Annotated in this window: 18 protein-coding genes; 7 read left to right on the top strand and 11 right to left on the bottom strand. The window is 67.5% G+C overall.

Annotated elements, in window-relative coordinates; translation table 11 throughout:
• Nucleotides 1-37: 37 nt before the first annotated feature.
• Nucleotides 38-3,088 (bottom strand): TonB-dependent receptor, encoded by a 3,051-nt coding sequence (locus AC3A5T_RS16575; RefSeq protein WP_487629484.1) that lies wholly within the window; start codon nucleotides 3,086-3,088, stop codon nucleotides 38-40.
• 625 nt (nucleotides 3,089-3,713) lie between these two features.
• Here AC3A5T_RS16575 and AC3A5T_RS16570 point away from each other — a divergent pair.
• Nucleotides 3,714-4,406: a DUF4124 domain-containing protein gene (locus AC3A5T_RS16570; protein ID WP_487629483.1), complete on the top strand. Its 693-nt coding sequence runs from the start codon at nucleotides 3,714-3,716 to the stop codon at nucleotides 4,404-4,406.
• Entirely contained in the window at nucleotides 4,403-5,050 is a 648-nt protein-coding gene (locus tag AC3A5T_RS16565; RefSeq protein WP_487629482.1) for a hypothetical protein, read from the top strand. Before AC3A5T_RS16570 ends, AC3A5T_RS16565 begins: the two co-directional genes overlap by 4 nt.
• Here the strand turns inward: AC3A5T_RS16565 and AC3A5T_RS16560 are convergent.
• On the bottom strand, nucleotides 5,047-5,541 hold the full coding sequence (locus tag AC3A5T_RS16560) for a methyltransferase family protein (protein ID WP_487629481.1): 495 nt from the start codon (nucleotides 5,539-5,541) through the stop codon (nucleotides 5,047-5,049). The two genes, AC3A5T_RS16565 and AC3A5T_RS16560, sit on opposite strands and share 4 nt — an antisense overlap.
• Nucleotides 5,531-6,307 carry an SDR family oxidoreductase gene (locus AC3A5T_RS16555; protein WP_159677844.1) on the bottom strand — a complete coding sequence of 259 codons (777 nt, stop codon included), beginning with the start codon at nucleotides 6,305-6,307 and terminating at the stop codon, nucleotides 5,531-5,533. Before AC3A5T_RS16555 ends, AC3A5T_RS16560 begins: the two co-directional genes overlap by 11 nt.
• Nucleotides 6,308-6,369: 62 nt before the next feature.
• On the opposite strand from AC3A5T_RS16555, the gene AC3A5T_RS16550 reads away from it, so the two are divergent.
• Nucleotides 6,370-6,627, top strand: a complete 258-nt coding sequence (locus tag AC3A5T_RS16550; RefSeq protein WP_332078308.1) for a hypothetical protein — start codon at nucleotides 6,370-6,372, stop codon at nucleotides 6,625-6,627.
• Nucleotides 6,628-6,649: 22 nt separating this feature from the next.
• Here AC3A5T_RS16550 and AC3A5T_RS16545 read toward each other — a convergent pair whose 3' ends face one another.
• The 7 genes from AC3A5T_RS16545 to AC3A5T_RS16515 form a co-directional block, all read right to left on the bottom strand.
• A complete protein-coding gene (locus AC3A5T_RS16545) occupies nucleotides 6,650-8,221 on the bottom strand; it encodes an SDR family NAD(P)-dependent oxidoreductase (protein ID WP_487629480.1) in 1,572 nt (523 codons plus the stop codon).
• A 274-nt stretch (nucleotides 8,222-8,495) separates the two neighbouring features.
• Complete coding sequence (locus tag AC3A5T_RS16540) at nucleotides 8,496-9,602, bottom strand: GDSL-type esterase/lipase family protein (RefSeq protein ID WP_487629479.1); 1,107 nt, start codon at nucleotides 9,600-9,602, stop codon at nucleotides 8,496-8,498.
• 90 nt (nucleotides 9,603-9,692) lie between these two features.
• Nucleotides 9,693-10,331, bottom strand: a complete 639-nt coding sequence (locus AC3A5T_RS16535; protein WP_487629478.1) for an RpiB/LacA/LacB family sugar-phosphate isomerase — start codon at nucleotides 10,329-10,331, stop codon at nucleotides 9,693-9,695.
• Nucleotides 10,332-10,413: 82 nt separating this feature from the next.
• A complete protein-coding gene (kduD, locus tag AC3A5T_RS16530; RefSeq protein WP_101925695.1) occupies nucleotides 10,414-11,169 on the bottom strand; it encodes a 2-dehydro-3-deoxy-D-gluconate 5-dehydrogenase KduD in 756 nt (251 codons plus the stop codon).
• A 46-nt stretch (nucleotides 11,170-11,215) separates the two neighbouring features.
• Nucleotides 11,216-12,064: a 5-dehydro-4-deoxy-D-glucuronate isomerase gene (gene kduI, locus AC3A5T_RS16525; protein WP_487629477.1), complete on the bottom strand. Its 849-nt coding sequence runs from the start codon at nucleotides 12,062-12,064 to the stop codon at nucleotides 11,216-11,218.
• 512 nt (nucleotides 12,065-12,576) lie between these two features.
• Nucleotides 12,577-13,629 (bottom strand): LacI family DNA-binding transcriptional regulator, encoded by a 1,053-nt coding sequence (locus AC3A5T_RS16520; RefSeq protein WP_332078303.1) that lies wholly within the window; start codon nucleotides 13,627-13,629, stop codon nucleotides 12,577-12,579.
• Nucleotides 13,630-13,724: 95 nt separating this feature from the next.
• Nucleotides 13,725-15,335: a family 43 glycosylhydrolase gene (locus AC3A5T_RS16515; protein ID WP_487629504.1), complete on the bottom strand. Its 1,611-nt coding sequence runs from the start codon at nucleotides 15,333-15,335 to the stop codon at nucleotides 13,725-13,727.
• Between the two features lie 223 nt (nucleotides 15,336-15,558).
• On the opposite strand from AC3A5T_RS16515, the gene xylB reads away from it, so the two are divergent.
• The 4 genes from xylB to AC3A5T_RS16495 are packed head-to-tail and all read left to right on the top strand — an operon-like array spanning nucleotide 15,559 to nucleotide 20,745.
• A complete protein-coding gene (gene xylB / locus AC3A5T_RS16510; RefSeq protein WP_487629476.1) occupies nucleotides 15,559-17,052 on the top strand; it encodes a xylulokinase in 1,494 nt (497 codons plus the stop codon).
• Nucleotides 17,053-17,087: 35 nt separating this feature from the next.
• Nucleotides 17,088-18,431 (top strand): xylose isomerase, encoded by a 1,344-nt coding sequence (xylA, locus tag AC3A5T_RS16505; RefSeq protein WP_487629475.1) that lies wholly within the window; start codon nucleotides 17,088-17,090, stop codon nucleotides 18,429-18,431.
• Nucleotides 18,431-19,873, top strand: a complete 1,443-nt coding sequence (locus tag AC3A5T_RS16500; RefSeq protein WP_487629503.1) for a sugar porter family MFS transporter — start codon at nucleotides 18,431-18,433, stop codon at nucleotides 19,871-19,873. Before xylA ends, AC3A5T_RS16500 begins: the two co-directional genes overlap by 1 nt.
• Entirely contained in the window at nucleotides 19,873-20,745 is an 873-nt protein-coding gene (locus tag AC3A5T_RS16495; RefSeq protein ID WP_487629474.1) for a methylglyoxal synthase, read from the top strand. Before AC3A5T_RS16500 ends, AC3A5T_RS16495 begins: the two co-directional genes overlap by 1 nt.
• A 105-nt stretch (nucleotides 20,746-20,850) precedes the next feature.
• On the opposite strand, the gene AC3A5T_RS16490 is transcribed toward AC3A5T_RS16495, so the two are convergent.
• A partial coding sequence (locus tag AC3A5T_RS16490; protein ID WP_487629473.1) for a hypothetical protein occupies nucleotides 20,851-21,034 on the bottom strand: 184 nt, incomplete at its 5' end.

The raw sequence follows: 21,034 nt of genomic DNA, 5'->3' as shown, positions 1-21,034 counted from the left end.
AGGTCCCGTCGTGGTCACGCGAACGCGATGGATTGCGTCAGAACTTCGCGCCGATCTCGAACGTCACCGTACGCGGCACGTAGAGGATATCGCCGGTGCGGTTGATCGTCAGATCGGGGTTGAAGCGCCCCCCGCTGCCGAAGCCGTTGTAGGCGTAGGACGAGTAGTTCTTGAAGTCGAACGCGTTGAGCAGGTTCACGCGCGCCGACAGCTTGAAGTTGCCTGCGATGGTGAAATCCTTGCTCGCCTGGAAGTCCACCGTGCGGTAGCCCCAGATGTCGCCGCCGATGATGAACTTGCCGGCGCCCGGCGGCGTGGCCGCCACCTGCTGGCAGGTCGCGCCATCGGGATCGGTGACGCCGAAGCAGGCGATCGTGTTGATCGGCTCGGGCGTCGCCAGCACGATCTTCGCGCCGAGGGTGATGTCCCACGGACCGTCGATCGAGCCGGACGCGACGAAACGGTGCGCCGAAGCCGCATTCGACTTCACGAACGGATAGTCGTGGATCGTGGCCTTGTCGAACGCGAAGGGCTCGTCGATGTTGCGGTTCTGGCGTGCGCTGGTGTGCGTGTAGGCCAGGTTGAGGCCCCAGCCCGATTCCTCGGTGTAGGGACGCTCGGCCGACAGCAGGACCTGGCTGCTGCGCTGCTCCAGACCGTTCATGCCGATGATCGTGTTCTGGAAGCCGGGCACCGGCTCGCCCCACGGCGCGCTGCCGTTCTGGAAGTACGAGCCGTCCGGGTAGCGGTTGATCAGCGACATCGCGAAGCCGTCGTAGCTCAGCACGCGCTGGAACGTCACGTCGGTCAGCCACTCGCCGACCTGGTTGCTGATGCCCAGGCTGAACTGGTCGCTGTACGGCGTCTTGAGCTCGTTCTTGAACATGAAGAGCTCGGCGCTGCCGCTGACGCCCGGGATGCCGTTGAGCTGGTCGATCCCGTCGAGGTAGCGCTGCTCGAACGGCACGCACACGCGATCGGCGCGATAGCACTGGCCCGTCGCAGGGTTCTGGAAGTAGACGGCGACCGGCGACAGCGCGGCCTTGCTGGTCTCGAGCGCGAGCTGCTCGAACAGGTTGCGGTCGTAGGAACGCGCGGCGCCACCGTGCAGCACGGCCGTCTCGTCACCGAAGAAATCGTAGGAGAAGCCGAAGCGCGGTGCCCAGGCGTCCTTGAAGTTCTTGCGGTTGTTGCCGGTGCTGATGTAGTCGGCCACGTCGATGCCGCTGGCCAGCAGACGGTTCGCCCACGGCTGGGTGCCGGCGATATCCGGATCGTCGCCGTAGAGCGCATCGACGATGCCCTGCGAGGTCACGAAGTCGGTGTAGGCCGGGGTGTCCTCGTAGTCGTAGCGGAGACCGAGGTTGACGATCAGCTTGTCGTTGACCGCCCAGTCGTCCTGGATGAAGACGCCGTACTGCTTGGACGGCGACACCACCGTCGCACGCTGGCCGGGTGTGTTGTACGGGGCGACGAAATCCACGCGGTACGGCGTGGCCGCGACGCCGGCGGCATTGACGGCATACGAGAACTGCGGATTGATCGACGCCGCATCCTGCGAGGTCAGTTCCACATCCTTGTAGTTGAAGCCCATCTTGATGGTGTGTTCGCCACGCCATTCGAAGCTGTTGAAGGTCAACGCATTCTGCAGAAACCAGCCCTTCTGGCTCTTGTTCTGCACGCTCAGGCCGCCGGCGGGACCAGTGGCGAGGAAGGCGTATTCGTCGACGTCGGTCGAGTTCGGACGCGGCGCGAGATACTTGTAGATGATGCCGTTGCCCAGGCTCGTCGCGTTCGGATTGTTGGACGAATCCTCGGTGCCGACGATCAGCTCGTTGATCCAGTTGTCCGAGTAATGCTGCCAGCGCAGGTTGCTGCGCTTGTCGGTATTGAGCTTCTCGGTCGCCTGCTCGAGGTTGTTGATACCGCCGACGTTCGCCGTCTGGGTCTCGTCGCGGTACAGCGTGCTCAGCTCGATGCGGTCGTTGTCGCTTGCCTCGAAGGTCAGCTTGCCGAAGACCAGATCCTGTTCGAAGGGCATGTTGGCCGCGCCGTACTGGCTCGACAGGTTGGCCGGCAGCAGCCCGACGAACGGCAGCGCGTTGTTGTCGGCCTGCACGCTCTTGGGCACGATGTTCTCCTTGCCCTCGTAGGCCACGAAGAAGTGCAGGCGATCCTGCAGGATCGGGCCGCCGAACGCGAAGCCGTATTCCTTGGTCTGCGAGTCGATCTTGCCGCTGGTCCCCTCGTCGGGGCGCTCTTCGCGCAGATCCTGGTCGGTGAAGCGGTAGAACACTTCGCCTTCGAACTCGTTGGTACCGGACTTGGTCGCCGCGGTGATCGCCGCGCCGCTGATCTGGCCGTATTCGGCCTTGTAGTTTGAAGTGATGACCTTGTACTCGCCGACGGCAAGCTGCGGGAACGGATTGCCCTGCGTGTCCGCCTGGCCGGCGATGCCGCCGCTGCGCACGTAGCTCTTCTGGCCCACGCCGTCGATGTACAGGTTGCCGGCGCTCGCGTTCGATGCGCCGCCGCGGAGCTTGGTGTTTCCGTTGCCGTCGATCTCGAACACCATGCCCGGCACGACGTCCGCGAACTCGAGGAAGTTGCGCGTGGCCTGCGGCAGCTGCTGGATCTGGCGCAGGGAAATCGTGTTGCCCACTTCGGAGGTCTTGACCTCGCGCAGCACGGGCGCAGTCACGCGCACGGCGCCGATGTCGGTCACGTCACCGCCCTGGGTCGGCGTCTCGCTGGTCGTGCCGGTGAGGTTCAGCGTCGAGGTCGAAGCGACCGTCACCGTGACCGTCTGCGAGGCGCCGCCTGCGTCGACGCGGTAGGTACCCGGCGGCAGGCCCGGCAGGGTGTAGCTGCCGTTGGCATTCGTCTGCACGCGACGCGATGCACCGGTGGCGACGTTGGTCGCGGTCACCGTGGTGCCGGCTTCAGCCCCGGCCTGGGAGGAGACCTGGCCGCGCAGCGTGGCGCCGGTGGACTGGGCGAACGCAGGCGTCGCGACGACGAGACACCCCAGCAGCGCGCACGCGAGCAGACTGGGCTTGGGGGCACGCGAGGTGCGGTTGGCTTTCATGGCATCCCCTCCGAGGGATTTCCGTTACGTGATTCGAATTGTTGTTGTGGGGTCGGGACAACGGCACAGCGGCACAGCACTTGCGGCACGCCCACGCGCAACCGCGCACCGGTCTTCGCCGGCGCTTCGGTCGCGCACATGGACCTGTATGTCGACGGGACGGAGCGCGGATGCCGGGTTGCATCCACTTCCTGGCCGGATCGGCGTCCTACCGATCGCGCCTGGTCGCGGTCCATGCTGGGGCACGGGTCGCGGCGGGCGCCGGCGCCTGCGTCAACCGCGCGGCCTCGGGTCAGGAGGGGGCGTGGTGGGGCGGGTCGGCGCGCATCGTAATCCCGCGCCGCGTCGCCGTCTACGAGGACGATCATCGGGGCCGGAAAGGCCGAACCTGCCCGGCGGCCTGCTGCCGCATGGTCCCCGTATCCGACCGCCCCCGCGCTCATTCGAACGTCCGCCCTCGTCAGTGAGGCGGACGCTAACACCCATTGAAAGCGGTTACATCCCGCAATGCAGCACGGCGGAATCCGATGGCGTGCGCACGTCGTGTATGCGTCCCCTGAATTACAGGTCCCCATTCAAGAAGCTGCGGGTTTCCGCAGCGCTTTCAACGTCCCATGATGGGGCCATGCGCTCACGACTCCGCTTTCGCACATTCCTCGCGACGACGCTGCTGGCGGCCCTCGCCTGCGCGTCGGCACTGCCGGTCATGGCGGACACGCCGCCGCAGGTCACCGTCTACCGCTGCACCGACGCGAGTGGCCGCGTCGCCCTGCGCGACTCGCCCTGCGCGGACGGCGCGACGCAGGAAGTGCGCAACATGCTGCGCCCCGTCGACGGCACGCCACTGCCGCCGCGCGCGAGCGGACCCACCGCGGCCGTCGCCGATCCGCCGGCGCCGCAAGTGATCGTGATGCGTCCACCGCAGCCGATGTACCGCTGCGTGCGACCCGATGGCAGCAGCTACACCAGCGATTCGTCGGAGGGCAATCCACGCTGGGTGCCGTTGTGGACACTGGGCTACGGGCCGGCGCGACGTGGACCTTCGGCGCGTGTCGAGGCCGGCGACGGACGCGGCAGCATCGAAGTCGATTCCGGTGTCGACACACGTCCACGCGCGCGCGGCGGCTACTACGGCGCGGGCACCTGGATCCGCGACGAGTGCCGGCAGATGCCACAGGGCGAAGTCTGCAGCCTGCTGGGCAATCGTCGCGAAGAGATCCGCCGCCGCTTCTTCAACGCGCAGCCGACCGAACGCAGCCAGCTGACGAACGAAGAGCAGACCATCAACACCCGTCTGTCGCAGGATTGCGACCGGTGAACCGCAGGGCTGTGGGAGCCATCGCGCTCGCGTGCGCGCTGGCGAGTGGCGGCAGCGAGGCGGTGACCACGGTGATCTACCGCTGCACCGATCCGGCCGGCGCGGTGACGTTCCAGAACGGCACCGCCTGCCCCGCCGGCCATACGCAGGAACGTCGCGTGGTGGAAATGGCCGCGCCGATGCCCGCCTTCGTGTCGCCGCCCGCGACGCCGGTCGCCGCGCCGCAGGTGCCGCTGATCTCGCGTCTGCCCGCCGCCGAACCGGTGACGCCGCGCGAGGACGACGATGCGCCCGAGCCGCCGCCCGCACTGTTCGCCTGCCGCGTCTTCGACAACAGCACCTATTGGCGCGAGGACGACACCCCGCCCCTGCGCTGCCGACCGATGCAGACCGTCGGCATCGGCGGACTGCCCGGCATGGCAGCGGGCCAGGCCTGCGAGCAGGTCGCGGATGTCTGCGAGGCGGTCCCGGCCGACGCGCTGTGCAGCACCTGGGAAACCCGCGTGCGCGAAGCGGAGTTCCGCTGGCGCTATGCGCAGGGCCGTGCGCAGGATCCGCTGCGTCTGGAATACGAGCAGCTGTTCACCACCTGGCGCGACAGCACGTGTGGCCGGAGCGCGGGCATCGCGCCCGCAGCCGACTAGAGCCAGCGCGGGACGGACGTCCGATAGCGCTCGTAATCGGCGCCGAAACACGCGCGCAGTCGCGCTTCCTCGAACGGAATGATCGCGTACTGCAGGGCCAGCACGGGCAACGGCAGCAGCAACAGCGCCCAGGGCAGATCCAGCATCAGGGCCAGTCCGACGTAAGCCAGCACTTGGGCCAGGTAGATCGGATTGCGCGTCCACCGGAACGGGCCGCGCTCGATCAGTCGCGCCGGCGTATGCGCGGGGATGATCGTGGTCCTGCGCCGCGCGAACAGCGCGAAGGCCCAGACGGCGAGCACCAGACCGGCGTCGGCCAGCACCGTCCCCAGCAGATGCAATGCGGCGCGGCTGCCTTCCGGCGCCAACGGCAGACTGAACGCATGCTGCAGGCCGGCGCCTGCTGCGAACGCCAGGATGCACTGCACCGGCGACGTGCTGCGCACCAGCAGGGGCGCGCGCGGCGCGACGTCCATCGGCTCAGAAACCATGGCGCAGGAATCCTCCGTCGACCGCGATGCATTCGCCGGTGATGTAGGCCGAAGCCGGCAGGCACAGGAAGGCAACTGCCGCCGCGACTTCTTCCGGTTCGCCGATGCGCCCCATCGGCGTGCGCAGCAGCACGTCGTCGAGATAGTCGGGATCCGACAGCGGACCCGAGGTGCGCCGCGTGCGGATGTACCACGGCGCCACCGCGTTGACGCGGATGCCGTCCTCGGCCCATTCGACCGCGAGGTTGCGGGTCATCTGGTGCAGCGCCGCCTTGCTCATGCCGTAGGGCGCGCCGCTGCGCACGTGGGTGATGCCCGACACGCTGCCGACGTTGACGATCGCCGAGCTGCCGCGACTCGCGAGCAGCGGATGCGCGTAGCGCGCGAGTTCGAAGGCGCTGAACACGTTGACCTCGAAGATCTCGCGCCACTCGTCCTCGGCGTAGTCGTTCGCCGCGCGGCTGAGGTTGCCGCCGGCGTTGTTGACTAGGATGTCGAGGCCGTCGCCCTGGTCCTCGACCCAGTCGAGGATTTCGCGGCGCTGCTCCTCGTCGACGACGTCGGCGATCATCGCGCGCACGTCGGCCTGCGGAAATTCCTCGAGCAGTTCGTCGCGCGTCGATTCCAGCGCGTCCCCGTTGCGGCCGACGATCAGCACCGTCGCGCCGAAGCCGGTCAGTTCACGCGCGATCGCGCGGCCGATACCGGCGCTGCCGCCGGTGACGAGGGCCAGTTGTCCATCCAGGCGCCAGCGGTGCGGATCCATCGACATTCCCCCAATCTGCGTCGGCGTTAGGATAGCGCCGAGCCCGCCCGTCGGAGTGCCGCATGTCCAGTCAACGCATGGTTCCGCATCTCGTCCGTATCCATCACCGCGCCCGCGTCGGCATCGCTGCGCTGCTGCTGCTCGGCTGCGCGGCCTGTACGCCGCCGCCGAACGAGCCGACGGAAAAACCGGCCGAACCGCAGGCCACGCAGTTGCGCGACGCGATGCAGAAACCGCTCGACGACGCACGCGCGGCGCAGGCTGCGGTCGATGCCGATGCGGCGCGTCAACGCAAGGCGATCGAGGACGCCGGCGGCTGAGGCGCACCGGCGCTGCGACGGCTCACCAGTCCGTCGGCCTGTAGTCCTTGAGGAACTGACCCCAGACGTGGGTGCCGGTGTTGATGCCGTCGATGATCGGATCGACGATGCGCGCCGCACCGTCGACGATGTCGAGCGGCGGATGGAAGCGTTCCTCGACGATCTTGCGCTCGGCGATCTCCACCGGATCCTCGTCGGTCACCCAGCCGGTGTCGACGGCGTTCATGTGGATGCCGTCGCCGTGGTAATCCGCGGCCGAGGTGCGCGTCATCATGTTGAGCGCGGCCTTTGCCATGTTGGTGTGCGGATGCTTGGTGGTCTTGAAGTTGCGGTAGAACTGCCCCTCGACCGCGGACACGTTGACGATGTGCTTGTCGCGCTCGGGACTGCGCGTCATCAACGTCTTCAGACGCGCGTTGAGGATGAAGGGCGCGACCGCATTGACCAGCTGCGTTTCCAGCAGCTCGACCGCCGGCACTTCGTCCATCTGCAGGCGCCATGAGTTGCGCCCACGCAGATCGACCTGCTGCAGATCCTTGTCGACGCGGCCTTCCGGAAACAGATGCGCCTGGCCGACCAGCTCGTCGGCGAGCAGCGGCACCTGCGACAGTTCCGCGGCGCGCGCGAGCCCGGCGCGCCCCGCGCTGCTCTCGACCAGCGACTGGCTGCCGCCCGGCAGCAGATCCGCCGCGCGCAGGCCCTCGTAACCGCCGACGAGCTTGCGCACGTGTTCGGGCAGGTCGTGCAGTGCGGCGGTCTCGCCGGCCATCATGTGTGCGTAGAACGCCGGTGGGCGACGCACGGTCTGGCAGGCGTTGTTGACGATGAAGTCGAGCCGGTCGCGCGTGGCGACGAGTTCGGCGCAGAACGCCTCGACGCTGGGCGTGTGGCGCAGATCCAGGCCGAACACTTCCAGCCGATGGCCCCACTCGCCGAAATCCGGCTCCTGCGCGTAGCGCTGCGCGGAGTCGCGCGGGAAACGCGTGGTGACGATCAGCGAACAGCCCGCACGCAAAAGCTTCAGACCGGCCTGATAGCCGATCTTGACCCGGCCGCCGGTCAGCAGCGCGACACGCCCGGTGAGGTCGGCGGTCTCGGTGCGCTTGACGAAGTTCAGCGCCGCGCAGGTCGGGCACAGCTGGTCGTAGAAATGATGGATCTGCGTGTACTTCCGCTTGCAGACGTAGCAGTGCAGCAGCTCCGGCGATTCGGCGAACCGGGGTTCCTCCGGCGCGGCATTGCGCGGATCGTGCTGGCCGGGCGGCTGCGGCGGGAAATAGTTCGGCGTGGTGAACACCGGTTTGCTGCGCAGCACGCGGATGCCGGTCTGGTCGAGCAGCGCCTCGGTGCGCCGCACCTTCTCGCGGTTGGCTTCTCGCAGCGCTTCCTTGGCCTGCTTGCGACGCGCGCGCGGCTCCGGGTGATGCACCAGCGCGACCGCCTGCAGCAGGCGGATGCGGTCTTCGTCGGGCAGCGCTTCGAGCACGCGGCGGTCGTCGCGGATCGCCTCGAGCAGCTCGAATGCGATACGGGCGCGCTGCGGCAGGGAGTCGTCGGCGTCGGCGGACGGAAGCGGAGCGGAGGTCGAATTCAAGAGCGTGTCCGTGGGCGTGCGCGACGTGTCGGACGCGGGGCGCCGATGTCGAGCGGGGGAAAGCATGCGGTGCATCGGCGGGTCGGCCGTCGCGGGCGTGGAGCGGTCACGACAGTGGCGCGAGGCGCCGGGTGTGTGGCCGTGCCGCCGATCGTTCGGGATCAGCGACGGCCCTATTTTCGCCGATCAGCGGGGGCTGTGCCATCGGACCGCCGCCGCGGTCCGTTTCGTCATGCCGGTGCCCGCGGCAGGCCGCGCCCCGTCAGCGGATCGGTCAGCGCTTCACCGGCTGATACACGATGAAGATCACCAGTTCCTCGTCGCCGAGTTGCGCCAGCGCGTGGCGGTCGCCGTTGCGGGTCAGGATCGCGTCACCCGGCCCGACCTCGCGGACGGTGTCGTTCAGCGTCAAGCGACCGCGGCCCGACAGCACGTAGTAGATCTCGTCCTTGTCGTTGACGTGGTCGCCGATCGTCGCGCCGGGATGGAAGGCGCGCTTGCGGAAGATCAGATCGAAGCCGGTGGCGTCGGAGAAGAACGGGTACGCCGTCGTCGTGCCGAGCCCCTCGTGCGGGCCGGGCTGTTCGATCGCGATGTCGCGCTCCTGCACGACGACCGAGGGCGACACGGGCGCCAGAGGCGGCGCCGGCAAGGCGTTGCACTCGGCCGCGGTCACGGCCTTCACCGGCGCGCCGGCATCGATACCGCGCCAGCCGGCGGCGACGAGACAGGCGACGGCATCCGCGCCGGCCTCGCTGAAATGGGTGCCGTCGGTCTTGCCCTGCGTGAACATGAAATAGGGCTTGGCGCCGTCTTCCCCGTGCACGCGGATCCAGTCGCTGGACGTGGCGTTGAGATCGATCAGCGCAACGCCTTCGCGTTCCGCCAGGGCCTGCATCGCCAGCGTGTAGCGGCCATGCGTGTCGACCAGCGAACGGAAGTCGTAGAGCAGGCGCGCGACCGGGGTGATCAGGATCGGCGTGGCGCCGTGTGTGCGGGCGACCTCGACATAACGCTGCAGCAGCTGCGGGTAGTCGGTCGCAGGATCGGTATAGCGCGTGGCGTCCTCGCGCTTGGCATCGTTGTGGCCGAACTGGATCAGCAGGACGTCGCCTGCGCGAATCTCGCTGGCGATCGCGTCGAGCCGGCCTTCGTCGATGAAGCTGCGCGTGCTGCGCCCGCCCACCGCGTGGTTGCGGATTTCCCAGCCTTCGGCGGTCCAGTCCGGAAATTTCTGGCCCCAGCCGGCCTGTGGCGCGCGCTCGGCGCCGTAGGTCGCCGCGGTGGAATCACCGGCGATGAAGATGCGGTGCGATGCGGGCGGTGCGGCGAACGCGGTGCCCGCGGCACCCAGGAGCAGCAGCGACAACAGACGTTTCATCGTGAGTGCGCTCCGCAGGAATCCGGATGGAAGCCGCAGACCGCCGCACTCTGGCGGCGGCCTGCGTCGTGCAATGGTGTCGCGCGGGGCTTACTGGCCCAGCACACCCTTGACGTAGGCGACGATGGCCTCGTCCTGCGCATTGTCGAAGAACGCCTTCTGGAAGCGCTCGCCGCCGACGGCCTGCTTCACCAGTGTCTGGTCGATCGCCTTCAGGCCTTCGACGAAATCCTTCGACGCGCCCTTTTTGACGTCGGCCAGGATGCCGGCGTTGGTCATCTGCGATTCCTTGCGCTCGGCCGGGTAGCCCTGGCCGCGCTCGCCGTCGAATGCCTTTTCGAAGATGTAGCGGATGTTGATTTCCGCTCCCCAGCCGTAGCCCTTGGCGAACGGCAGTGCCAGCGCGTTGCCGTTGTTGACCTGCGCGAACAGGAACGCGTCGGTCGGCTCGATGCAGTAGCCGCAGTACACGCCCGGCCATGCGTTGAGCGACATCAGCGCGCCCTGGCCCGTGCCGCAGCCGGCGACGACGAAATCGACGGCCTTCGAGTTCAGCAGCAGCGAGGCACAGATGCCGAGGTGGATGTAGGTCAGGCGGTGGTCGTTGTCGCCGTCCATGCCGACGTTGAAGACCGTGTGGCCCTTGTCCGCGGCGACGGTGTTGAGCTGCTCCAGCACGACCGGGTTCTTGGCGGCCTGGCTGAATTCCTGCATCAGTGCGATTTTCATTGCGTGTCTCTCTTGCGTGTTCGAAGGGGAAAGAAACGGCAGGCCGGCCGATAGGACGGGCCTGCCGGAAAACGTGCGTGGATCAGCGCGCGAGCCAGCCGCCGTCGACCGGGATCACCGCGCCATTGACGTAATCGGACGCGCGGCTGGCGAGGAACACCGCGGTGCCGCCGAGATCCGAAGGCTCGCCCCAGCGCGCGGCCGGGATGCGATCGAGGATCGACTTGTTGCGGGCTTCGTCGGCGCGCAGCTGCGCGGTGTTGTCGGTCGCCATGTAGCCTGGCGCGATGGCGTTGATGTTGACGCCCTTGCCGGCCCACTCGTTGGCGAGCAGGCGGGTGATGCCGGCGATGCCCGACTTGCTGGCCGTGTACGACGGCACGCGGATGCCGCCCTGGAACGACAGCATCGACGCGATGTTGATGATCTTGCCGCTGCCCTGCGCGATGAAGTGGCGGCCGACGGCCTGCGACAGGAAGAACGCGGACTTGATGTTGACGTTCATGACGTCGTCCCAGTCCTGCTCGCTGAAATCGACCGCGTCGGCGCGGCGGATCAGGCCGGCGTTGTTGACCAGGATGTCGACGCCACCGAGGCCGTCGAGCGTTTCCTTGAGCAGACGCGCGACCGGCTCGATGCTGGTCAGGTTGGCTTCGATCGACACGAACCTGCGGCCCAGCGCCTTGACCTTGGCTTCGGTCTCGGTCGGCGGGCTGATGCCTGCAGCGGCGATGTCGGCGCCGGCTTCCGCCAGTGCCACTGCGATACCCTGCCCCAGGCCGGTGTTGGCGCCGGTGACCAGCGCGACCTTGCCTTCGAGACTGAACGGATTCGTCATTGCGTTGCTCCCTGTTGCGATGCGGGTGGTGGCCACGTGCGGCCGGTTACTTGAGCTGGCAGATGTCCAGCACGTGCATGTCGGTGTAGTCGAGGTTTTCGCCGCCCATCGCCCAGATGAAGCAGTAGTTCGACGTGCCGGCGCCCATGTGGATCGACCACGGCGGTGATACGACGGCCTCGTTGTTCTGGACCACGATGTGGCGCTGCGCATGCGGCTCGCCCATGAAGTGGTAGACGCGGTCGGCGTCGCCGAGATCGAAGTAGAAATAGACCTCGCTGCGCCGGTCGTGCAGATGCGGCGGCATCGTGTTCCAGACGCTGCCCGGCTTGAGGATCGTCAGGCCCAGCAGCAGCTGCGAGGACTGGCAGGTGGCCGGCACGATGCACTGGTAGATCGTGCGTTCGTTGCTGGTCTCCAGCGCGCCGCGCTCGAGCGGCACCGCGTCGGAGATCGAGATCTTCTTCGTCTCGAAACGCGCGTGCGCCGGGGTCGAAGCGAGATAGAACTTCGCCGGCGCGGACGCATCGTCGGACGCGAACACGACCTCGGCGCTGCCCATCGGCACGTAGAGGCCATCCTTCGGCGCGAGTGCATACGCGGTGCCGTCGACGGTCACCGTACCGGCACCTGCACCGACATTGACGATGCCCAGCTCGCGACGCTCGAGGAACGGACGCCCGGCAGCCGATGCGGGCTCGGTCTGCGCAGGCAGCGACAGCGGACCGGCGACCGGCGAGGCGCCGCCGATGACGAAGCGCTCGTAATGCGTGTAGCTCAGGCGGATCGCGTCGTCGACGAACAGGCCGTCGAGCAGATACAGATCGCGCAGCGCGTCGTTGTCGATGCCCTGCATCACACCGGGGTGGGTCGCGTGATAGGTCTTCTGGTACATGGCGGGCTCCGGACGGGACGGCGCACGGTCACCACGGCACGGCGCCGTGCGCTTGCGCGAGCAGCCATTCTATGATGTCCGGTAACCGGTGTCATTCCGCGGCGCGGCATGGGTCCAGACTTCCATCGGTTGCCGAGCGATGGCGGAGCTCGGCGCGCGCTGTTTCTTTCCTGTCATTCCGGCGAAGGCCGGAATCCAGTGGCTTTAACCAAGACCGCGGACGGCGCGTCCCACGCAGGACCGTCTCGGCCAACCCTCGTGCGCATCCACAAGCACTCGTAATGGTTCAGTTGGTCAAAGTCGCTGGATTCCGGCCTGCGCCGGAATGAGGGCGTTCAATTCCGGTTGGCCTCTAGCTCTGAACGCACGGCCTCAGCTCAGATACCTTGCACGAGGCTGTGGGCCGAACCGCAGCAAGAGGCCCTCAACCACCATCTGCTTCGCAGCCGGCCCTCCCCTTTCCCGGAGGAGAGGGGCACTGGCGTCTGCCGCCGTCGGCGGCAGACAGCGTCTTACTTCGGGGGCTGGCAGGAATCCCGCAGGATCAGATGCGGACGCACGCTGGCCAGTGGCCGGGGGCCGTCTTCGGGCTGGATCAGCATCGCCGCGGCGATGCGACCGGTGTCGCGGGTGTCACGGCGGACCGACGTCAGCGGCGGCCACAGACGCGTCGCCAGCGGGCTGTCGTCGTAGCCGACCACCGACAGGTCGCGCGGCACGTTGATGCCGTCGCGCATCGCCACGCGGTAGACGCCGGCGGCCATCTCGTCGTTGCCGCAGAAGATCGCGGTCGGACGCTTCTTCGCCGACAGCAGCTTTTCTGCCGCGGCGACGCCGGATTCGAAGGTGTAACCGGCTTCGACGACGCGCGACTTGGGCAGGTCGATGCCGCGCTTCTGCAGCGCCGACAGGAAGCCGCCGGTGCGTTCGATCGACGAGCGGTAATCGCGCGGGCCGGTGATCAGGGCGATGTCGCGATGGCCCAGCGACTGCAGATAATCGGCCACTTCTGCGGCGCCGTCGTGATCGTGCGTGACCACCATGCGTTCGGGCTTGTCCATCGACACGGCGGCGATGCGCACGTAACGCACGCCGATCGAATCGAGCATCGCCGCCAACGCCGGATCTTCCGACACGCGCGGCACCAGCATCACGCCGTGCAGTTTCTGCTGCTGCACGAAGCGGCGCACACCATCGACGTAATCAGGGCTGCGGCTGTCGCAGGGATGCACCACCAGCTCGAAGCCCGATCCACGCAGCGAATCCAACGCGCCGTATTGCATGTTGACGATGAACTGCGCGGTCGGGTTGTCGTAGACCATGCCGATCAGGAACGAGCGGCGGAAGGCGAGTCCGCGCGCCAGCGGATCAGGCGAGTAGCCGACCTCGCGCATCAGAGTTTCGACCTTCTCGCGCGTGTCCTGACGGACCAGCGGCGAGTGGTTGATGATCCGCGACACGGTCTTCTTCGACACACCGGCGAGCCGGGCGATGTCATTGATCGTCGCCGGGCGTTTCAGGTCGGTCGGCACCGCTGCCTTCGGGGTCTTCTTCGCTGCGGGCATCGGTCGTTCCGTCTGTCGGGTTGTCGCGCGGTTTCCATTCTAGCGGCAGATCCCGGAGCGCCGCGTCGACGACGCTCCGGTGCAGCGAAGCCCGCTCAGTCGAGCGCGCGGTACTGGAAGTTCCGGAAATGCACCTTGCCGTCGCCGGCGGCGTAGATCGCCGGCTTCACCGCGAGGAAGCGGCCGGCCACGTTGTGGTGATACCCCGAGATCTCCATCTGCACCGGGTACTTGGTCCAGCGCTCGCCGTCGGTGCTGGTGTGGATGGTGACGATGTGCCGGTCGTTCCTGACCCGCATCCACAGCTTTCCGCCAGTTGCGCTGGGCGCGATCTGGCTGGGCCGCTCTTCGCCGTAGCGATGCATGATGAAACGCTCGCCGTTGCTGCCCACGCCGACGTAGAGCTTGTCGCTATAGAACAGCAGCGCCCCGCCCTGCGCGCCCGGCTCGATCTCCATTTCCACCTGGAATTCGTAGGATTTGTCGCCGGCGATCATCGTCAGCGGCGAACTGTCACGCGGCTGCGTGCCCTTGCCCTGCAGAGACAAGGTGCCGTCCCCAAAGCCCAAGCGCGCGTACTCGGTCTGCGTCGGGTTGTAGAACGCCCACTGCGCGCCCAGGGTGCTGCCGCTGAAATCGTCCGACAGCGCCATGCCGTGCTGACCCACCGACTCGCCGGCCGGCTTGGCCAGCGGCTGGCCGAGATCGCCACCCCTGGCGACGAACCAGCCGTCGTCGGTCCACTCGATCGGTTCGAGCAGCGCCTGTCGGCCGAGCGTCCAGTACCCGTTCTCGTAGCCGTGATAGATCATCCACCAGCGGTCGTCGGTGCCTTCGACGATCGTCGCGTGGCCCCGCGACCACCACGGCTCGCTGCGATCCACGGTGCGCACGATCGGGTTGTGCGGCGAGTTCTCCCACGGGCCGTGGATCGAACGCGAGCGCGCGGTGATCACCATGTGGCCGGTCGGCGGGCCGGCCGTACCGCCGACGGCGGTGGTCATGTAATACCAGCCGTCGCGGAAATTGATCTTCGGGCCTTCCTGCGCGTAAGCCTCGACATCCCACTCTTCGGGATACTGCCAGCCGTCGTAGACGTGCTTGGGCTCGCCGACGACGCGCAGGCCGTCATCGGACAGCTGCACGTAGGCGCCGCCGCTGAGGAACAGATAGCGCTTGCCGTCCTCGCCGACCGCGTGGCCGGGATCGATGTAACGGCCGAGGCCAATGTCGACCGGCTCGCTCCACGGCCCCTTGATGTCGTCGGCCCAGACCACGTAATTGCTGCGCTCGCTGCCTTCGGTGCCGCCGGTGCGGGCGGGGAAGTAGATGTAGTAGCGCTCGCCGTACTTGATGATGTCCGGCGCCCAGATCGAGCCGACGTTCTTCGTGATCGCATGCCCCAGCGGCTGCCAGTTCACCAGATCGCGCGAATGCCACAGCGGCAGGCCGGGATAGGCGTCGAACGAGGACAGCGTGAGGTAGTAGTCGTCGCCGTCCTTGAGCACCGACGGATCGGGGCGATCGCCCGCGAACACCGGATTGAGGAAGGTGCCGTCACCCAGATCGGCCTGGCGCTGGTTTTCGATCCCGCGGGCCCAGGGAGACGATTCGGACCCGGCACTGGCGGGTGGCGCAGCGAATGCAGCCGTGGCGAACGACAGGCCGGCCACACAGCAGGCAGCGAGAACGGGGGCACGCAACATCGATCGCGACATCAGCAACTCCAGACGGAAACGGCAGGTGCATCCATGCGGATGACACCGATAGTCAACCGACCCTAACAGACGCACTCCGATCCATCATTTTGCGTCGCAGCAAGGCTTTTACGGACCGCGCCGCTACAGTCGCAACGATCCGAGCCGCCATGGTCCGCGCCAGAATGACACCGATAGCCAGCCAGTCCAGCATGCGTCAACAGGTGTCAACGTGACGCTCGTCGCCGGCATCGATGCCGGTACGCAGAGCGTCAAGCTGCTGGTCTACGATACCGGCCGCCGTCACATGGTCGCCGCCGCCAGCGCGGCATTGGCGTTGATCGAACGCGACGATGGCACCCGCGAACAGCAGGCCGACTGGTGGACGACAGCGATCGCCTACTGCTTCGCGCAGATCGCGCCCGACATCCGCCAGCGCATCCGCGCGATCGGCGTGTCCGGGCAGCAGCACGGCTTCGTGCCGGTGGATGCGGCGGGCGCGGTCGTCGCGCCGGTCAAGCTGTGGTGCGACACCAGCACGCGGGCCGAATGCGACGCGATCATGGCGGCGGTCGGCGGCGAGGCCGGCTGCATCGCCGCGACCGGTAACCCGATCCTCGCCGGCTACACCGCCTCGAAGCTCGCCTGGACGCGCACGCACCGGCCCGATGCCTGGCGCGCGATGCGGACCGTGCTGTTACCGCACGACTATCTCAATTTCTGGCTGACCGGCGAACGTTTCATGGAAGCCGGCGATGCCTCGGGCACCGGCTGGCTGGACGTGCGCACGCGGCGCTGGTCGCCCGAGCTGCTCGCGGCGATCGATCCCGACCGTGACCTGACGCTGTGCCTGCCGCCGCTGCTCGACGCGGACGCCAGCGTGCCGATCCGCGCGGCGACGGCCGAACCGCTGGGCCTGTCGCCGGACGTGCGCGTGTCGGTCGGCGGCGGCGACAACATGATGGCGGCGATCGGTACCGGCAATGTCGTGCCCGGACGTCTGACGATGAGTCTCGGCACCTCGGGCACCTTGTTCGCGCATGCCGCGCAGCCGGTGGTCGACGACGCTGCACGCTGGGCCGCGTTCTGCGCTTCGGCCGATGGCTGGCTGCCATTGATCTGCACGATGAACTGCACCGTCGCCACCGAGACCATCGGCCGGCTGCTGGGGCTATCCACCGCCGCACGCGAAGCGCTGCTGGCCGACACGTCGCCGGGCGCCGACGGTCTGCTGCTGTTGCCGTTCTTCAACGGCGAACGCACGCCGAACATGCCGGCCGGCCGCGGCTGCCTGCATGGCATGACGCCGTCGAACATGACGCCCGCACACCTGGTGCGCGCAGCGATGGAAGGCGCGACCTGCAGCCTGCGCAGCGGCTTTGATGCATTCCTCGATGCGGGCCTGCGTTTCGACACCCTGCTGCTCACCGGCGGCGGCAGCCGCAGCGCGGCCTGGCGGCAGATGGCCGCCGACATGCTCGACCTGCCGGTCTCGGTGCCCACACAACCCGAAGGTGCCGCGTTCGGCGCCGCGCTGCAGGCGCTGTGGGCATTGCAGCGCCATGCGGGCGACCGGGCTCCGCTGGTCGACCTCGTCGATGCACACGTGCAGCTCGACGACGCGGCCGCCGCGCAGCCCGATGCCGCCAGCGTCGACGCCTACCGCACGCAGTACCGCGCCTTCGAGCGCCATCTCGACGCGATCGCCCCGCTCTACCGCGCCTGATCGCCCGCCCCCACGACCGACCACGGAATCCCGACATGTCCACCCAGGTTTTCACCGGCGACACCACGTTCTTCCCCGGCATCGAGCGCATCGCGTTCGAAGGCCTGGACTCCGACAATCCGCTGGCATTCAAGGTCTACGACGCGACCAAGAAGATCGGCGACCGCACGATGGCCGAGCACCTGCGGTTCGCCGCCTGCTACTGGCACAGCTTCTGCGGCAACGGCGCCGATCCTTTCGGCCCAGGCTCGCGCGCGTATCCGTGGGACGCCGGCACCGGCACGGCGCTGCACAAGGCCGAAGCGCGTCTGGATGCGGCGTTCGAATTCTTCACCAAGCTCGGCGTGCCGTACTGGTGCTTCCACGACGTCGACCTGTCGCCGGATGCCGACGACATCGGCACGTACGAACAGAATTTGCAGCACATGGTCGCGTTGGCCAAGCAGCGCCAGCAGGCCACCGGCATGCAGCTGCTGTGGGGCACGGCGAACCTGTTCTCGCATCCGCGCTACATGAACGGTGCATCGACCAACCCGGACTTCGCCGTCGTCGCGCGCGCCGCGGTGCAGGTCAAGGCGGCGCTGGATGCGACGGTGGAGCTCGGCGGCGCGAACTACGTGTTCTGGGGCGGCCGCGAGGGCTACGCCAGCCTGCACAACACGCAGATGAAGCGCGAGCAGGATCACATGGCGCGCTTCCTGACCGCAGCGCGCGATTACGGGCGTAGCATCGGCTTCAAGGGGACCTTCCTCATCGAGCCCAAGCCGATGGAACCGATGAAGCACCAGTACGATTTCGACAGCGCGACCTGCGTCGGCTTCCTGCGCGCGCACGGCCTGGACCAGGACTTCAGGCTCAACATCGAGGCCAACCACGCCACGTTGTCGGGCCACAGCTTCGAACACGATCTGCAGGTCGCCAGCGACGCGGGTATGCTCGGCAGCATCGACGCCAACCGCGGCAATCCGCAGAACGGCTGGGACACCGACCAGTTCCCGAGCGATCTCTACGACACCGTCGGCGCGATGCTGGTCGTGCTGCGCCAGGGCGGCCTCGCGCCGGGCGGTCTGAACTTCGATGCCAAGGTGCGCCGCGAATCCACCGATGCCGAAGATCTGTTCGCCGCGCACATCGGCGGCATGGACGCGTTCGCGCGCGGCCTCGAGGTCGCGCACGCCCTGCTCGAGACCTCGCCAATGGAAGACTGGCGCCGCGCGCGCTACGCGAGCTTCGACGACGGCGACGGCCAGGCCTTCGCACGCGGCGAGCGCTCGCTGACCGACCTGCACGCGATCGCGAGCAGAAGCGGCGAGCCGCAGCAGCGCAGCGGCCGCCAGGAACTCTACGAAAACCTGATCAACCAGTACCTGCGTCGCTGATCGCGACCCGTTCCACTTCCCGGAGAAGACGCGGCATGAGCACATCCCACGCGGGCGAGAACACGCGCCTGATCATCCTGATCAGTTGCGTCGCCACGATCGGCGGCTTCCTGTTCGGTTTCGACAGCGGCGTCATCAACGGCACCCAGGACGGGCTGCATGCCGCGTTCCAGTCCGGCGAGTGGATGCATGGCTTCGAGATCGCGTCGATGCTGATCGGGTGCGCGATCGGCGCGTTCTTCGCCGGACGCCTGGCCGATCGCTGGGGCCGGCGCAGCGTCCTGCTGATCGCCGCGGTGCTGTTCCTGCTGTCCTCGCTGGGTTCGGGCGCGGCCACGGGCTCGGTGATGTTCATCGTCGCGCGCGTGCTCGGCGGCTTCGCCGTCGGCGCGGCCAGCGTGATGTCGCCGGCCTACATCGCCGAAGTCGCGCCGGCCCGCTATCGCGGCCGGCTGGCCACGGTGCAGCAGATCGCGATCATCTCCGGCCTGTTCGCGGCCTTTCTCAGCAACTATCTGCTCGCGCGTGCGGCGGGTGCGTCGACCGAGGCGCTGTGGATGGGCATGCCCGCCTGGCGCTGGATGTTCTGGATGATGGCGATTCCGTCGGTCGCGTTTCTCGTGCTGCTGCTGGTGATCCCCGAAAGCCCGCGCTACCTGGTGGTCAAGCGCCGCCGCGATGAAGCGCTGGCGGTGCTGACGCGTCTGTTCGGCACGTCGCAGGCGCAGCGCACGCTGGGCGAGATCGAGGGCTCGCTGGCCACCGAGCAGCACCGTCCGCGGCTCTCGGATCTGGTCAGCCGCACGACCGGCAAGCTGCGTCCGATCGTGTGGGTGGCTATCGGCCTGGCGACGTTCCAGCAGCTGGTCGGCATCAACGTGGTGTTCTATTACGGCGCCGTGCTGTGGCAGGCGGTGGGTTTCTCCGAGAACGACGCACTGCTGATCAACGTGCTGTCCGGCGCGCTGAGTATCGGCGCCTGCATCGTCGCGCTGCTGCTGATCGACCGCATCGGGCGCAAGCCGCTGCTGTGGGTGGGCTCGGTCGGCATGGCCGTGTCGCTGGCGCTGGTGACCTGGGCCTTCGCCACCGGCTCACTGGTCGATGGGCAGCTGCGTTTGCCCGGCCACATGGGCACGGTCGCGCTGGTGGCGGCGAACGTCTACGTGGTGTTCTTCAACATGTCCTGGGGCCCGGTGATGTGGGTAATGCTCGGCGAGATGTTCCCCAACCAGATCCGCGGCTCGGGCCTCGCGGTCGCCGGCGCCGCGCAGTGGACGTCGAACTTCGCGATCACGATGACGTTCCCGGTGCTGCTGGCCGGCATCGGTCTGGCCGGCACCTACGCCATCTACATGGTCGCCGCGATCGTCTCGGTGTTCTTCGTGCTGCGCTACGTGCACGAGACCAAGGGCCGCGCGCTCGAACAGATGGAGGGCTGATGCGCCTGGGGCTGGCCGCGAACCGGCTGCACCACGCGCGCCCGGATGCCGCGTTGTTCCGCTGGCTCAACGCCAGCGGCGCCGGCATCCGCGCACTCGACATCGGCCTGCACGCCGTGGGCCGCACCTTCGACGCGATCGTCGAACGCGATGCACTCGCTGGTCACGCCGGCCTGCGGCGCTATCCCTACGGCCGCGAGGGCGGCCTGATGACCCTGGTCGCGGAAATCGTCGGTCTCGGCCCGGAGCGCACGCTCGACGGCGTGGTCTATCTGATCGATCCGGTCGATCCGTCATCCATCTTTCCCGAAGCCGTGGCACTGAAACGCCAGTGCGTGATCCAGGGCAAGCCGTTCCTGTCGACCGTGGCCTCGGCGCGCGATTTCATCGAGAGCGAGCGCCTGCATGCAGGGTTCGCCGCCGATCCCGGCGCCGACGATCTGCACGCTTTCGAACGCCAGACCGTCGCGCTGATCGCCCACGACGCGATGAAGCCGCGGATGCTGGAATTCGCCGAACGCCACTTCGATCTGCTCTCCCGCTTCGCCGGCCGCGTCGCGACCGGCACCACGGGGCAGCTGCTCAACGATCTTGCCTGGCAACGCGGCTGGCCGGCCGATCAACCGTGGACGCAACGTTTCCAGAGCGGCCCGCTCGGCGGCGATGCCCAGATCGCCGATCTGGTGCTATCCGGCCGCTGCCAGCGCGCAGTGTTCTTCGAGGATCCCCACGTCGCGCGTCAGCACGAGGCGGATATCCAATTGCTGGAACGGGCGGTAACGACGGTGACGGATACGGTGGCGTGTCTGACATCGCCAGCGGTGGCGGATCGATGGGCGCGTGCGGCGCGGATGCGGGTGGAGATGGGTTAAGGGTTCGCTTTTTTGGCCTCGTTGCCTTGGCTTCGTCGCTTTGGTTTCTTCGCTTTGCTTTGGTTGCGTTGCTTTGCTTTGGCTTCGCTTTTAGCCTCACCGCCGTCATTCCCGCGAAAGCGGGAAACGCTTCTTCAACGGCGCGTAGCGCTGGTCATCCATTTTGACCTTGCCCTGCTTCGGCTTTGGCTTCGGCTTCGGCTTCGGCTTTCGACTTGAATCGAGCCGTAAAGCGAGCCGAGCATCGCAGGGCGGCGGGGTCGAAGAGCAGCCCATGTCTGAGCGCAGC

Source organism: Luteimonas sp. Soil_C_16 (assembly GCF_057657295.1).
Note: the sequence above shows the minus strand (reverse complement) of the source record. Positions and strands in the feature narration are given on the sequence as shown.